General features: G+C 41.9%; 13 protein-coding genes and 1 pseudogene. 7 read left to right on the forward strand and 7 right to left on the reverse strand.

Annotated elements, in window-relative coordinates; genetic code table 11:
* Positions 1–3: 3 nt before the first annotated feature.
* The 6 genes and pseudogenes from CBS1_RS07215 to CBS1_RS07240 all read right to left on the reverse strand — a co-directional run bounded on the left by CBS1_RS07215 (position 4) and on the right by CBS1_RS07240 (position 5,559).
* Complete coding sequence (locus CBS1_RS07215; protein ID WP_241685500.1) at positions 4–597, reverse strand: DUF4897 domain-containing protein; 594 nt, start codon at positions 595–597, stop codon at positions 4–6.
* A 28-nt stretch (positions 598–625) separates the two neighbouring features.
* The gene (locus tag CBS1_RS07220) at positions 626–2,131 is read right to left on the reverse strand and encodes a TrkH family potassium uptake protein (RefSeq protein WP_090223370.1); all 1,506 of its coding nucleotides are present in this window, start codon (positions 2,129–2,131) and stop codon (positions 626–628) included.
* Positions 2,132–2,212: 81 nt separating this feature from the next.
* The gene (locus CBS1_RS07225; RefSeq protein WP_090223369.1) at positions 2,213–2,872 is read right to left on the reverse strand and encodes a potassium channel family protein; all 660 of its coding nucleotides are present in this window, start codon (positions 2,870–2,872) and stop codon (positions 2,213–2,215) included.
* A gap of 242 nt (positions 2,873–3,114) precedes the next feature.
* Positions 3,115–4,458 (reverse strand): annotated as a pseudogene (locus tag CBS1_RS07230) (IS1182 family transposase); the annotation flags it as partial.
* Between the two features lie 83 nt (positions 4,459–4,541).
* The gene (locus tag CBS1_RS07235; protein ID WP_128998135.1) at positions 4,542–4,946 is read right to left on the reverse strand and encodes a potassium channel family protein; all 405 of its coding nucleotides are present in this window, start codon (positions 4,944–4,946) and stop codon (positions 4,542–4,544) included.
* Entirely contained in the window at positions 4,927–5,559 is a 633-nt protein-coding gene (locus CBS1_RS07240) for a response regulator (protein ID WP_090223305.1), read from the reverse strand. Before CBS1_RS07240 ends, CBS1_RS07235 begins: the two co-directional genes overlap by 20 nt.
* 110 nt (positions 5,560–5,669) lie before the next feature.
* Here CBS1_RS07240 and CBS1_RS07245 point away from each other — a divergent pair, with 110 nt between their 5' ends.
* Positions 5,670–8,231, forward strand: a complete 2,562-nt coding sequence (locus CBS1_RS07245; protein ID WP_090223304.1) for an alpha-amylase family glycosyl hydrolase — start codon at positions 5,670–5,672, stop codon at positions 8,229–8,231.
* Between the two features lie 60 nt (positions 8,232–8,291).
* Here the strand turns inward: CBS1_RS07245 and CBS1_RS07250 are convergent, their stop codons facing one another.
* Entirely contained in the window at positions 8,292–9,629 is a 1,338-nt protein-coding gene (locus tag CBS1_RS07250; RefSeq protein ID WP_164969258.1) for a PhoPQ-activated protein PqaA family protein, read from the reverse strand.
* Positions 9,630–9,784: 155 nt separating this feature from the next.
* Between CBS1_RS07250 and CBS1_RS07255 the strand changes: the two genes are divergently transcribed.
* The 6 genes from CBS1_RS07255 to CBS1_RS07280 all read left to right on the forward strand — a co-directional run bounded on the left by CBS1_RS07255 (position 9,785) and on the right by CBS1_RS07280 (position 15,101).
* Entirely contained in the window at positions 9,785–10,942 is a 1,158-nt protein-coding gene (locus tag CBS1_RS07255) for an iron-containing alcohol dehydrogenase (protein WP_090223301.1), read from the forward strand.
* 45 nt (positions 10,943–10,987) lie between these two features.
* Positions 10,988–12,853: a transketolase gene (locus CBS1_RS07260; RefSeq protein WP_090223299.1), complete on the forward strand. Its 1,866-nt coding sequence runs from the start codon at positions 10,988–10,990 to the stop codon at positions 12,851–12,853.
* Positions 12,854–12,996: 143 nt separating this feature from the next.
* The gene (locus CBS1_RS07265; protein WP_033191671.1) at positions 12,997–13,872 is read left to right on the forward strand and encodes a YicC/YloC family endoribonuclease; all 876 of its coding nucleotides are present in this window, start codon (positions 12,997–12,999) and stop codon (positions 13,870–13,872) included.
* A 52-nt stretch (positions 13,873–13,924) separates the two neighbouring features.
* A complete protein-coding gene (locus CBS1_RS07270) occupies positions 13,925–14,206 on the forward strand; it encodes a DUF370 domain-containing protein (RefSeq protein ID WP_014452437.1) in 282 nt (93 codons plus the stop codon).
* A gap of 7 nt (positions 14,207–14,213) precedes the next feature.
* Positions 14,214–14,870 (forward strand): guanylate kinase, encoded by a 657-nt coding sequence (gmk, locus tag CBS1_RS07275; protein WP_052107139.1) that lies wholly within the window; start codon positions 14,214–14,216, stop codon positions 14,868–14,870.
* Positions 14,871–15,101 carry a DNA-directed RNA polymerase subunit omega gene (locus CBS1_RS07280; RefSeq protein ID WP_033191670.1) on the forward strand — a complete coding sequence of 77 codons (231 nt, stop codon included), beginning with the start codon at positions 14,871–14,873 and terminating at the stop codon, positions 15,099–15,101.
* The last annotated feature ends 50 nt before the right edge of the window (positions 15,102–15,151 follow it).

The following is a 15,151-nucleotide window of genomic DNA, read 5'->3' on the forward strand; positions in this document are numbered from 1 at the left end:
GTTTTACTCATCCCCTTCCCGATGAGTTGAACTTTTGTAAACAACTTTTGGGAAAGTCTTTATGTCCTCTCCGCTCCATACAAGCAGTGTTCCCAAGTTTTTGGTTGGTGTGGGTTCGACAGTTTCAATTTCTGCATCTTCGGGTAGATGAACTTTCAGTGTGGAATTTGCTACCGAATTCATCCGGATTTGTCCCATGTCAAGAATGTAACTAGAATCGCTTTTCTGCACAATACCGCTTAATACAACAGTTTCGGTAATTTCCAAAATGCTTTCTTTGTCATCCATTGTCGATTTGAAATCTATTACCTCGATCTTTTTTCCTATCTCGTCTGAAACTTCACTGAAGTACTTTTTGAATGTGTCAAGAGAAGTCTGCTTGTATGTTTTGATGTATTCTTCCTTTTTCTTGTCACTCTTGAACTTCAATCCACTTACGGTAGTTATCGTGGCGTTGTCTTCATAGCCGGCGATAATATCGGAATTGTAGTACTCGACGGTGAAGTTCGGAGACCTGAACATCAATGTTAAAATGTCGGTGATTAGAAAGAACAGAACGATCAACATAAGTAGGTAAATCATCGTCTTATTTCCCATTTCTAACATCCTTTCTTCTTATTCTTTGCTACCGAAGTTTTGAGTTCATTACCTTCGTGAGTCTTAATTCATCGACCTTCTTATTTATATCATTTACCAACTTTGCTATTGCGTATATAACTATCAGAAATTCAAACCTTCCTGTGAACATTCCTATGATTAATGTCCACATGGCCGTCAATGGCATGTTTGGAGATGTAATACCACAGCTGAGACCTACACCATCCATTGCCGACGCGAATTCAAACATCGAGTTCAGAGCTCCGTATCCATGTAGCATAAGTATGAAAGAACCAATAACGAACGAAGTCAAATAGAGCGATATAACGACTAAAGCTTCGCGAATATTCTCATCACCGAGAATGATTTGCTGTTCACCCTTAAATATTATTCTTTTTTTCACAGTGTTTCTTGGTAAAAGGAAGCTTTTCACGCTATCGTAAAGTGTATTTATTACGACCCAGAGACGAAACTGCTTAATACCACTCGATGTCGAGTCCATCATACCACCGGAAATCATTAAGATTATTAAAACGAACATAAAGGGTGAAAAAGCTATCCATTTTGTTTCGTTCAATGGCAGAGTCTGGAATCCAGTTCCGCTTATAGCTGAGACGGTCTGGAAAAGTACATATCTTAAGGCCTCTTTGAAGTCTTTGAAATATTTCCCCACCGAATAAACCGATAAAATAATCGCCGTACCAAATGAGGAACTTATCAACAACCATGGCTCACCGTTTCTCAAAACAGCTTTGAAGTTCCCTTTCCAAAACGCATAGTGAACTCCGAATCCGGTTGCACCTATGATCATCAGGAATATTGTAACTATCTCTATCGATAAGCTATTGAATTCTCCTATACTGCCGTTACGTGTAGAAAATCCTCCAGTTCCCAGTGCAGTCATCGTGTGGTTGAGTGCTTCAAACCAATTCATTCCGGCTATCCTTAGTGCTACTGTACCGGCAACGGTATAAGCAAGGTAGATTTCAATTATCAGTTGCGCTGATCTTCTTATATTCGGCACCAAATTATCGGATCTACCTTCTGATTTGTAAAATCCCAGAGCTCTTGGACCTAAGACCATTCCGAGCATCAAAACTGCGAAGCCTGCACTCCCAACGTACTGGGTAAACGACCTCCAAAAGAGCAAGAGTTTCGAAAGCTTCGTCACATCCGTGAATATGGTCAAACCTGTGCCCGTAAGTCCGCTTACCGATTCGAAAACCGCTTGAGAAAACGTAAGATTACCCAACAATTTATGCGGAATGGCAGATAGCAGTGAGATGATTATCCAGGTAAAGACTGTTAGCACTGCACCCTCTCTGTAATATATCGTTTCAACATCCTCAACTCTAACAAGAAAGCCTGATAAATATATGATAAAAGAGATCATCGATGTGAGCAGAAAAGGATACGTGTTCTTAACTTCTTCTGGGTAGAAGATACAAAACACTACAGGAACTAACACAAGTAACGCATACTGAAACATAACAAGGGTAAACACTTTATATACTTTGAGATAGCTTCTCAACATCTGTAGCAACCTCCAAAAAGAACGATGTTTTCAACACATTATTTAGTTTCTGACCTAAACAAAGTCAAACCTATTTTATTTTCATGAACTAAAGAACGACAGAACTTCCATGCGCTTTTCTTCTGGGCAAACAAGGATAACCTCGTCTCCTGGTTGAAGCGTAGTCTCACCCCGCGGGATAATGAAACCATCTTCTCTTTTTATACCAACGATCACAACATCTTCCGGTATATTCAGTTCTTTGAGCTTTTTTCGTGCAATGTTTGAGTCCCAACTTAAAGAAACTTCTATAACAGATACTCCCTTTAGAGCAGTTTTCTCCTCGAGTTCTTGTGTTAGCTGGCTTCCAAAAAGCAGTGGCTCCAAGTTTCTCATAATCAGATCAGTAACGCCAAGCGTCCTGATTCCAAAACGCTCGAACAAATCGAGATTTTCCGAGTTATTCAACAACGTAACAACATTTTTCACTCCGTAGTATTCCTGCACCAAGCGTGCAACGAAGAAATTCTTTCTATCTCTTTCCATGAGCAGAACAACGATATCGCTTGGTTCAATTTCTAACTGATCGAGCACTTTTTTTGAAGTGGCATCTCCGTTAACGATGGTGGCGTTCAGCGTTTTTGAATACTCCTCACACAGCTCTTTGTCCCTGTTAACGAAATACACGTCGTAGCCTTGGGCTATCAATCTTTTGGCCAAAAAGTACGGTACCCTTTCGCCACCGATAATAACTATTTTCATCTCTTTTCACCAACCTTTGGTTCGATGTGTTCAAGAATATTGTTCTGGAATGAATCGACTGTTAATTCAGTTGGTGAAATAACATCAATTCCACTTTTTATGAAAAGTGGAATACAGATTGTTGACAAACCCCACTTTTCGATAAACGAAAGGTGGGGTTTTATTATCGCCAATACAACTTTTGAGAAAAATTCTAATAAAACTTCCAAATTTTTGCCCTTCCCTGGACCTCCCTTCCCCTTTTTCCATATCCAATTCGCTAATTTTTTCATGTTAAAACATGTGCAAGTCAATAACACTTGCATGTGCACCTTTTCTATCCCCCTCAGCATCGTCACCCTCATACCGTGCTTCTCCTTCAAGTCCGCAAATACCCTCTCTATCGTCTTGCTTCTTTCTTTGTACAACTCTTTACATTCTTTCGTGTGCCTTAAATACTCTACTTCTTCCATGTATTCTTCCCATACATGTCGGGTGATTATCTTCGTGTGATTCTTACTGCTTGTACATCTACCTAAATCTTCACATTTCTCACATACCTTCGGATCCGATTTGTATTCTTTGTACCCTTTTCTGTTTGTTGTTGAGTATTCTAATATCTGCCCTTGTGGACATATGTAGCAATCGTAATATTCATCGTATACGAATTGTCTTTTTTTGAAATACCCTTCTTTGTGTTGTGCACGTGTGTATGGCATGCACGGGACTATACCTTCGTCCATCAATAGCTTACATATCGGTGGAGTCTTGTATCCTGCATCCAAAGCTGCCCTTTTCGATTTGCCAGCGTTCTTTTTTGTTTTATTGAATAAGTTCTCAAACACCATGCTGTCGTGGACATTTGCTGGTGTTGTTATACAGCTTAGTATTATCCCGTTCTTATCGCATGCTATGTGTGCAGAATATCCGAACTGGTGTTCTTTTTCATTTTTGTTTATCATCCCGCTATCTGGGTCTGTCGTGCTTATTTTTATTTCCTTCAGTTTTACTTTCTCATGTGTGAAATCCAAAGGCTTCAATCCGTGTTTTTGCCTATCTTTGTTTATTTCTTCTTCTAAAGCTTGTTTGTATGTCTTGGTTTGCTCCTCTACAAATACCTTCTCGTACTTTTTCTTGTTCGCACTTGCTTTGATGTGTGTTGAATCCATGAACACGGCATCCATATTTACCAAGCCATGCTCGATTGCTTGCTGCAGTATTTTGTTGAAGATTTGCTCAAACAAATCGGTTCCTTTGAACCTACGTTCGTAGTTTTTACTGAACGTGCTGAAATGAGGGATGGTATCAGAAAACCCGAATCCGAGAAACCATCTGTATGCGACGTTTGTTTGTATTTCCTTTATGGTTTGACGCATGGATTTTATGCCGAACATATATTGGATAATGGTAATTTTAATTAACACAACGGGGTCAATACTAGGTCTGCCATTATTGAGGCAGTACTTGTCTTTGACAAGGTCGTAGATGAAATCGAAATTGATGGCGGATTCGATTTTTCTGACGAGGTGGTCATGAGGGACGAGTTGCTCGATGGAGACGGATTCGATTTGTTCTCTGCGTGATTTATCTTTGTTGATGGTCAGCATGTATATTCCTCCTACTATTTGTGTAAAAAAAGAGGATCCTGTTTGGAAAGGATCCTCTTTTGAAGAGATTATACTTGAACAAGTTATACTTTGTCAACAGTCTGAATTCCACTTTTTATGAAAAGTGGAATATTCTCTCTATCATTGACAAGCGAAATAATTCTTGGGATTCCGAATATCTTTGCTCCGACGAGTGAGATGAAGTAATTCGTCGAGTCGTCTTCAGTTGTTACGACCAGCAAGTCAGCTTTTATTGCCTTTGCTCTTTCCATCGTTTCACGTTCAGTGGCATCCCCTATGATAACGAATCCCCCGTAATCTTCCGGCAATAAATCCAGTGTGTTTGGGTTTTTATCAACGACCGTGACGTTAAAGCCTATTCTTGAAAGTCTTGTTGCCACTTCCAGTCCAATCTTTCCGCAACCTACTACTATTACGTAAAGCCTCAGGTCGGCGGATATGTTTATATTAATCGGACTCAATTTCATCACCCTTTCGATACCCTTTCATATTCGCATCCAAAGCCTTAGCAGCGCCTCTGTGCCTCTCTGCCAGTTCTGAATTCCCACGTTTCTCTAGTATCTCCGCCATCAGATAGTGCGGGATAGGCGATGACGGCATGATTGAGAACATTGTCCTGACGAGCTGTTCCGCTTTGTCCAGATCACCTGGGAAGTTCGAATGGATTAATCCTTCCGCTTCCCTCAGGTACCTTTCGAACGAATCCTTTGTGTGCTCAAGTAAACCCTTAATCTTTCTTCTTAGTTCGTCTTGAGTGAACGGCTTAGAAAGGTAATCTATCGGGCTGTACTTACAAGCTTGTGCAATATCTTCGGGTGTAGCATAGGCGGAAATAATCAAGACGGGAGTGAAAATCCCCCTCAGTCTAAGGCGTTTTATAAACTCGATCCCGTCAAGGTTTTCATCGTTTTCAAACTTTATATCTGTCGTTATCAAATCAAACTTGTATTTATCGCAAAGCTGAAGGGCTTCTTCTACACTACCAACTTCTATTGGGTTGCATTCATACGCATTTGAAATCATACGAACCAATAAATTTCTAACATGTTTTTCGTCGTCAACCACCAAAACGTCTATCATCTTCAATCGCCTCCTTCTTTGGAAATTATACCACACTTTTTTTGATATGCACATTCCGTGGTACAATAACAATAGTTCTTAGTCTTTCTTCAAATATGGAGGTGGAGAAGATGGGAGAAAAACTGGTACGTCAGTTAGAACAGAGGCGCTTTACCTTCAGTTTCGCGTCAGTTTTAGCTTTGTTAAGTGTTGCTTTTTCAGTCGTTTTTTCTGTTTTGGGTTTCTCAGATGTGCTCAGCCAATACAAAGGTGGTTGGGCGGATAAGGTTTTGTACATGATAATGATCGACCGATTTAACGATGGGGAACCATCAAACAACAACCAAGGTAAAGGAGAGTACGATCCAAGGGACGGTGCGAAATATAGCGGTGGTGATTTGAAAGGTATCATCGACAAGATCGATTACATCAAAGGACTTGGTGTAGACGGCATATGGATAACTCCTCCTGTTGCGAACCAGTGGTGGGACCCATGGGTGAGCTACGGAGGTTACCACGGGTACTGGGCTAGGGACTTTAAAAAGGTGGACGAACACTTTGGTACATTGGAAGATTACAAAGCCTTGGCTGAGAAACTGCACGAAAATGGGATGAAGTTGATACAGGATATCGTTGTGAATCATGTGGGTAATTATTTCCGATTCAGAAACAACGTATTTGAGTTGAATACGGGAAGCATCCCTACGTCTGCTCCAACACAGTATCCGTTCAATTTGAACAATTACAACGATCCTAGCCAGCGAGAAAGGGCGATATACCACTGGACACCGGATATAACAAACTACTCTGACCCCTACCAGAAGCTGTATTACCAAATGAGTGGTCTTGACGACCTGAATACAGAAAATCCAGAAGTTGTTGAAGCACTAAAAGATTCTTATGCTTATTGGATCAAGGAAATTGGCGTCGATGGTTTTAGAGTAGATACGGCAATGTACGTTCAAAAGTCGTTCTTCGATGAGTTCTTTAAAGGTAATAATGGGATGTTTTCATTAAAGCCAGATTTTATAGCTTTTGGAGAAACATGGCTATCTTCAAAGCCATATGAGAACACCTCAGACTTGGAAATAGCCTCTTATTTCGAACATGGATTTAACTCAATGCTGGATTTCACTTTGATGGAGGACATAAGGCGTGTGATTAAGGGTGGACAGCCCACGGATTTTCTTGCGTACAGGCTTACTACAAGAAATGAGATCTTGAAGAGAGGACTGTTGGTTACTTTTATCGACAATCACGATATGGAAAGATTTGGCAAAGGGGTAACTCCGAACATCACGATGCAAGCTTTGGGGCTTCTTTTAACTCTACCAGGTATGCCTGTTATATACTATGGAACTGAACAATACTTTGAAGAAACACGTGCCAGCATGTTTAACGGCGGATGGGGTTCTTTTGGAAAAAGTCACTTTAATCCAGACAGCGACATGTACAAATTCATAAAGAACGCTATAGAATTTAGAAAGTCGCATCCTGCAACAAGATACGGAGAAGTTGAGATTCTTTTGTCTGAAAAGAGAGGTTCTGGATTGCTCATTTATACACTGAAGTGTGAGGAAGAGGAACTGATGGTCGTTTTAAATACAGCGAACGATTCGCGAATAACGAACTTTAAGACAAAGTACGAACCAGGGACAACCTTAGAGCCTATCTACAACGCCGTGGGTGGTTTTGGAACTCCCGTTGTTGTAAGAACTGATGGCTACATAACTCTGAGGGTTCCACCAAGAACATTTACAGTCTTTGGTATCTCACAGGAAAAGTCAGAGGTCTATACTCCTACAACGACCGTGGGAATTGACTTGAAAGATGGTGATACTATAAAGGCACTACGAGAAGTTGTCGGTACAACGACTGGAAAAACCGTGTACGTGTATATTGATAGGAAGGCTGAAAATGAGATAAAAATAGAACCAAAAGAAGGAAAATTTACGTTCACCATTGATCCGTTCAAGCTCGACCCTGGAGAACATGTGCTGCTTGTCAGGGCTGTCGGGAGGAATGTTAGGGATACAGTTTACACAAGCGAAATAAGATTTGCAGTTGAGCTTGAAAAGAGGTTGCTTGCCGAGGTAAAAGACCCACTTGGTGATGATATAGGTCCAAATGGAACTTACGTGTACCCGACCGATGCGACGTTTAAACGCCAGATGGATATTGTGGAAGCAAAGGTGGAAAGCATAGGTAGCACACTCGTGATCTCAATCAAACCGAGGGATTTAACAAAGAGCTGGGGGCCTCCTAACGGATTTGACCACGTAACGTACCAGATTTTCATAGACAATCCAAACAGGAAGGGCACAGGTGTTTTACCGCTCCAGAACTATGAATTCGACAACTGGGATTGGGACTGGGAAGTCTTTGCAACAGGATGGTCGAGTGCCATATATACTTCGCAAAGTGCTACAAAGGACAAATTCGGTACGCAGATAGGTTCACCTGAAGTATTTGTTGAAGATGAGTGGGTAAAGATAATAATCAAAGGTGAATGGCTCGGAAATCCTTCATCCTTCGCAGGCTGGACGATATACATAACGAGTTGGGACTACGACGGGATAGAGAATAAATTCAGGCCACTTCAACAAGAGCCTAAAGCTTACATCATGGGTGGCGGTAATCCAACAGATCCGTTGATTATGGACGACGTGTGGCTGGAAATCGAAGGAGAGTAGTGGTTGAAGAACAATTAAAAAAGCCCGCCGATGGACCTATGGCGGGCTTTTTTATTACCTTTAGTTGCCTTTCGTTTTAAAGACCTTTGGGATGGTCGTTAGACTAAAGGAGTAGCCTTCCTTTAGAATTCTTAGTTCTACCAGCATCGCCAAGTTCTTGTCTGTGTTCTTTTCAAATTTGACTATCTTTTTACCGCATTCGTTTAACTGCACTTCCAAATCGATACTTTCCCACCGGGCTTTTCTGAAATCCAGCGTATCAGAAACAGCGTACCAGCCTTTTGCGTACTCTAACTCTTCAGGTGTTTCAACGATCATCCCACTTTCGTTTTCCTTCCACTGTATTTCTGGAAGGCTATTTGCTACAGCCAGCACAAAAAATGCCCTAAGTGTATTGAAAAATTCGGCTTGGTTAGTAATGTTATGTACTTCGTTTGGTATAACGTATGCGTACACTGGTGCTGGTAAATCGTAAAAGTACAGTTGAGAGGAGTCAACAACCCAGTAAGGATCGTTTGTACCTATCACTATGAGCTTTGGCATCGTTAAGCTTTCTTTGTAGTAGAAAGGATCGATGGCTTTAACGATTTCTGGGACTTCGTTGAGGTCGGTTTCGGCTATCATCTTTGTGAGACCGTACTTTGTGTAGTCTTTTATCTGCTCACTGAATGTTCCATAGTATTCGAGTTGTTTTTTCATCTGGAGTGGCATATTCAAGTTGTCGTACACAATGGGCGCAATTGCGAAAACCCTCGGGTCAATGGCAGCTGTAAGGTACGTTGTCCATCCTCTTTTTGACGCCCCTGTGACCAGAAACTTTTCAATCCGAAAGTTCTGTTCCTTTTCCAGTAGGTTTTGCACACAATCCATCGTTGAAATCACACCCTTAACCATGGGGAACAAGAGGGGCCAATCTTCTTCGCCGGTCTCAAGATATTTCGCCAAAGTGTAAGCTATCAGAGCGTCTTCTCTTAGGCCGAATATTGGCTGGTTAGGTATATCCCAGAGTATTATGAAAGGTGCACCGATACTTTCGATGACAAGAGCATAGTTGTTGATGTTGGACACCGGGTCTTTCGGCGCAGAACCTGTCACCATCAAAACGCCATGGTTTTTATAGACCAATCTTCTTGGTACGTATATCCCCACTTTGTGGTTCCATTCGATACCACGCCACGTCTGGCTCTTTACATTCAATAAGTAAAACTTACCACCAAATATCGTATTTGCAGAACTTAAAACAGTGTAGGTCGGCTTTCCTGAGTTTAATATGTATTCACTTAAGGAAAGTGTCGCAATACTTGTCTGTGCTATCGCCAAAATAATGGCGATCGTGAAAAATAATAATAAACTCCGAGGTCTTAATCTTGACGATACCATTGAAATGGATACCTTCACAGTTATCATCCCCCTCAAGAATTGTAGACAAAGCTATTTTAACATATCTCAGCCTTTTTTCTGTTTTCGAAATGTACAATTTGTGATATAATTTGAACAGCTAACATTGTGTGAGAGAAAGACTCTGCCAGGCTTGGGCAAAGGAGGTGGGTAGGATGGAGAATTTCGTTTTTCACAATCCAACAAAACTGGTCTTTGGGAAAGGAACGGTCGAACACATAGGTGAATATCTCAAGAAGGATGGTATAAAGAAGGTCCTCATGCTCTACGGTGGTGGCTCGATTAAAAAGAACGGCGTTTACGAAAAAGTTGTTAGGTCGCTCCATGAACATGGTATTGATAAGGTAGAAGTCTCAGGTGTAAGGCCGAATCCTGTTCTTTCGAAGGTCCATGAGGCTATCCACGTTGCACGCGAAAACAACGTAGAGGCAATTCTTGCAGTCGGTGGCGGGAGCGTTGTCGATAGTGCAAAAGCGGTTGCAGCGGGTTTTTACTACGATGGTGATATTTGGGATGCCTTTGTAGGTAAGTACAATGTGAAGAAAGCACTTCCTTTGTACGTAATCCTCACGATGTCTGCAACTGGCACAGAGATGAACGGGAATGCCGTGGTGACGAACGAAAAGACACAAGAGAAATTCTACTTTGGCTCAAAACACGTGTACCCTGTTGTTTCGATAGTCGACCCGACAACTCAGTACAGCTTGCCTGCCAACCAAGTAGTCTACGGTGCTATCGATGCTATAAGCCACGTGATGGAATACTACTTTGACGTGGCTGGTAGCGACTTAATCGATAGAATAGACGAAGGGATAATCAGAACACTTATGGAAACCACAGAAGTTATACTCAAAGAGCCTGAAAACTACGAAGCAAGGGCGAACTTCTGCCTTGCCACTACGTTAGCACTCAATGGATTGACCGGCATGGGAACATCGGGAGGGGATTGGTCTTCGCACGAGCTTGAACATGCGGTAAGCGCACTTAATCCTGATATCGCCCACGGTGCAGGCCTTGCCATAGTCTTCCCCGCTTGGATGACCTACGTCAAGGACAAAATCTCTGGCAAACTCATCAAATTCGGCAAAAACATCCTTGGCATGTCTGGTGAGTTCTCACCGGAGGATGTTATCGAGCAGCTGAAAAATTGGTACAGGAAAATCGGTGCGCCTGTAACGCTGAAAGAAGTTGGCTTCACCAAAGAAGATATTGAAAGACTGACGCAGTTGGCGAATAAACATGCACCGTTTGGTAGTGTCAAGGAACTGAAAGTGGATGATATCAGGAAGATATACGAGATTGCTTTTGAATAAAACATTTTCAAGATTTAAAGACAGCAGAGACAGGAGGTATTGAGAGTGCGCAAGACGCTTGAGGAGCTTAAAAAACTGAGTATCCAGTGTCGTGGAGATATACTGAAAATGACTTACGTAGCAAACTCAGGACATCCGGGTGGTTCGATGTCCTCTATCGATATGCTCTTGGCCCTCTACTCATTTGCCAACGTTGATCCAAAAGATCCTTGGAATGAAGATAGAGACAGGATTGTAGTAAGCCACGGTCATATTTCACCTGGTGTGTATTCGACGCTGGCCGCGTATGGTTATGTTAATAGAGACGAAGTGATTGCCGGTTTCAGGCATCCTGCATCGATATTTGAGGGACATATCACCCGCGGTATCCCCGGTGTCGAATGGACAACCGGTAACTTGGGTCAAGGACTGTCGGCTGGTGTTGGTTTTGCCCTTGCGGCAAAGTACAAAAAGAAGAATTACCACGTATACGTCGTCATGAGCGATGGTGAGAGTGCAAAGGGACAGGTTCAAGAGGCGAGAAGAACTGCCAGAAAGTACAAACTCGATAACTTAACAGTGTTGGTGGACTACAACGATATTCAAATCAGTGGACACGCCCATGAAATCATGTATGTCGATATAAAATCGGAGTTTGAAGCAGCCGGTTGGAAGACGATAGAGATCAACGGTCATGATTTTGAACAGATACTTGCAGCGCTTAAAATCGCAAGAGACGACGGGTATCCAACGGCGATAATTGCACACACCGTCATTGGCAAAGGTGTGGATTTCATGGAAGACAAGCCCGATTACCATGGTAAAGCGTTAAGCAAAGAAGAGCTAGAAAGGGCATTGGCTCAACTTGGTGTGGAAAATGACGTTGAAAAATACATTGAGATGCGCAAGAAACTGCCCGTCAAAGCGCATGAGAAGGTAAAATTGACCTACGATGTACGTCTGGATACAGGCAAAGTCAGAGTATATGACAAGCCAACGGACAATAGAAGCGCACTCGGTAGGGCCATAGCAGACCTTGCTGTGGTAAACGACAACGTAGTCGCTGTCGATTGCGACCTCAAAGGCTCCGTGAAGTTGGATTTCTTAGATAAAGAAAGACCTGACAGGATAGTGGAAGTGGGTGTTCAGGAACACAACGCTGCGGCGTTAGCTGGTGCGATGTCGGCAGACGGTATTGTAACGTTCTTTGCAGATTTCGGAGTCTTCGGTGTCGATGAGACGTTCAATCAGCACAGATTAAATGCCATCAACAACACTAACCTTAAAGTTGTTGTTACACACTGTGGAATCGATGTTGGTGAAGATGGAAAAACACACCACGCACTCAATTACATCGGTGCACCGCTTGCTTGGTACGGGTTTAAGGTTATCGTTCCAGCGGATCCGAATCAAACAGATAGGGTGGTTAGGTACATTGCCAAAGAGTACGGGAATTTCGTTGTAGCTGTTGGGAGAAGTAAATTGGAACCAATAAGAAAAGAAAATGGAAGCTTGTACTTTGATGAAAACTACGAATTTGAATACGGGAAAATGGATATCTTACGAGATGGGACAGATGGTGCAATATATGCCATCGGTTCCGCGGTCCCGTACGCACTTAAAGCTTACGAGATACTGAAAAGCAAAGGTCTGAATTTCGCCGTGATCAACGTCAGCTGTCCGTACGCTTTGGATGAAGAAGTGCTCAAAAAGTACTCGAATTTCATTGTCACCGTCGAAGACCACAATGTTTTGAATGGTCTTGGGAGCCTCATAGCTCAAAAGCTCTTTGAAATGCGCATAATTCCAGCTCAATTTATCAAGCTTGGACTGAGTGAATTCCCAGTTTCTGGTGATGCAAAGTTGTTATTTGAAATCTACGGACTGAGCGGTGAAAAGATTGCTGAAACGATCCTGTCAAACCTTCGATAGGGGCTTAAAAACCTTGTTGTAAGACCGTGAAATATGGTGCGGGAAGCGGGCTTCCCGCACTTATTTTTAATTTTTGGTGAAATACTTGGAATTTTTGGAAATTTAATGTATAATAATACCAGCAAGCTGTAGGAGTGGTTTAAATGCCAAGAAGTATGACAGGTTACGCAAAGGTTCAAAAGATACTCGACGATTACAAAATCACCTGTGAAGTGAAGACGTTGAATTCAAAGGGGCTTACAATCGACGTCTCGATGAACTATTTTCTCAACTCGAAAGAACTCGATGCGATGGCGAAGATAAAGGAGTACATATCCAGGGGAAAGGTCAGTGCAAGGATCTGGGTTAAGTTCATGAAGCCCATACAAGTTTCCGTGGATTACTCCCTACTTAAAACCTATTACGACGCCTTATCCGACATCAGAGAGAACTTGAACATCCCAATCCCCGTTAGCTTGGAACACCTGCTTGCGTTTAGAGATGCGTTCCAGTTTGAGATCGGCAACGAAGAAATTGAAAATGCGTGGCAGTGTGCTAAAGCAGTCTTGGAAGAGGCACTTGCAGAAGTAGTGAGGGAGAGAAAAATAGAAGGTGAAAAGCTAACGAAGGATTTGGTAGAAATGGTTGAAATGATGCAATCAGTTGTGGATAGAATTAATGAGAAAGCTGAAGATATTCCGAAAGTTGTTGCACAAAGGATAAAGACGAACACTCGAGATCTGTTACCGGATGATATTGAACTGAACAAAGAGCTTTTCGAGAGTGCGGTTGCACTTATCGCCGACAGGGCGGATATACGCGAAGAACTTGTCAGGCTGGATAGCCATTTGAAAAGGACCCGAGAATTACTTTCAAAAGACGAGCCCGTTGGAGATATGCTGAATTTCATATCGCAAGAAATCTTGAGAGAATTCAACACAATACTCTCAAAGAGCAGGTTTACCGATATAACGAACTTGGCGCTCGAAGGGAAATACCTTGTTTCGCAATTCAAAGAGCAGGTAATGAATATCGAGTAACTTTACTTTGAGCAATTGAACAGAGGTTTTACCAATCTGGGAGGTGTAGATTATGTTTGGATTGATCAACATCGGTTTCGGTAATGTTATTGCTGGTGACAGGGTTATCGCCATAGTTAATCCTGAGAGCGCGCCACTTAAGAGGTTGAAAGAAGATGCAAAGAACGAAGGGAAACTCATAGATGCAACTTATGGAAGAAAGACCAGGTCGATTCTCATAACCGACTCAAACCACATTATACTTAGTGCTATCCAGCCTGAAACGATTGCGCAAAGGTTCATAGAATCGATGGTCGAAATTGAGAAACAGCTCGAAAAGATAAGAAAGGGCTAAGATAGGAATGGAGAGTAAGGAGAAAGACTTGGATTTAAAAAATGACCATGCTGAAGGTATACTATTTGTAATAAGTGGGCCGAGTGGTGTTGGTAAGACAAGCATCATCAGGTCTGTTCTTGAAAGAGTTGAACGAGTTGTATTCTCTGTCTCCTGCACAACTCGAAAGCAAAGACCTGGGGAGATACATGGTATTGATTATTTTTTCATTACGCACGAAGAATTCGAAAGAATGATAAAAGAGAACAAGTTCATCGAATGGGCAAAAGTCCACGACAATTACTACGGAACACCAGCAGAGATGGTTTACGATAACATAAGAAAAGGTCTTGATGTTATACTTGATATAGATGTCCAAGGCGCTTTGACGGTTAAGAAGAATTTCCCCGGTGCCAAGTTTGTCTTTATCGCACCCCCAAGCTATGACGTTTTGAGAGAGAGACTCAAAAAAAGAGGTACAGAAACTGAAGATAAAATACAAAGAAGATTAGAGACTGCAAAAAGAGAACTCACATTCATTCCTGAATTTGAATACTTGTTAATCAATGAAGATTTAGAAGAATCGATAAGGAACTTGATGTCGATAATTTACGCAGAGAGACTGAAATTCGAAAGGGTTAAAAACACCACAAAGGTGAGACAGTTAATAGAGGAGGTGCAGTAAGTGAGCAGACTTGTTATACAGTACGACAAGTTGCTTGAGAAAATCCCCTACAAGTACGCAATACCAATAGTTATTGCAAAGAGGGCAGAGGCGATAAACGATTTTGCCAAACCGTTTGTCACGACCCCGGATGGCTATTCTGTCAGCATCGCTTTTAAAGAACTCCAGGAAGGGTACATAAGAATAAAGAACGAAGATATCTTAAAAATACTCTTACCTGATGTGAAATAAGGGATAAGTGTGCGCAGAGGAACCGGTTGGTTCCTCTGCGTATTTTAAAT

Source organism: Fervidobacterium changbaicum, assembly GCF_004117075.1.
In the GTDB taxonomy this organism is placed as follows: domain Bacteria; phylum Thermotogota; class Thermotogae; order Thermotogales; family Fervidobacteriaceae; genus Fervidobacterium; species Fervidobacterium islandicum.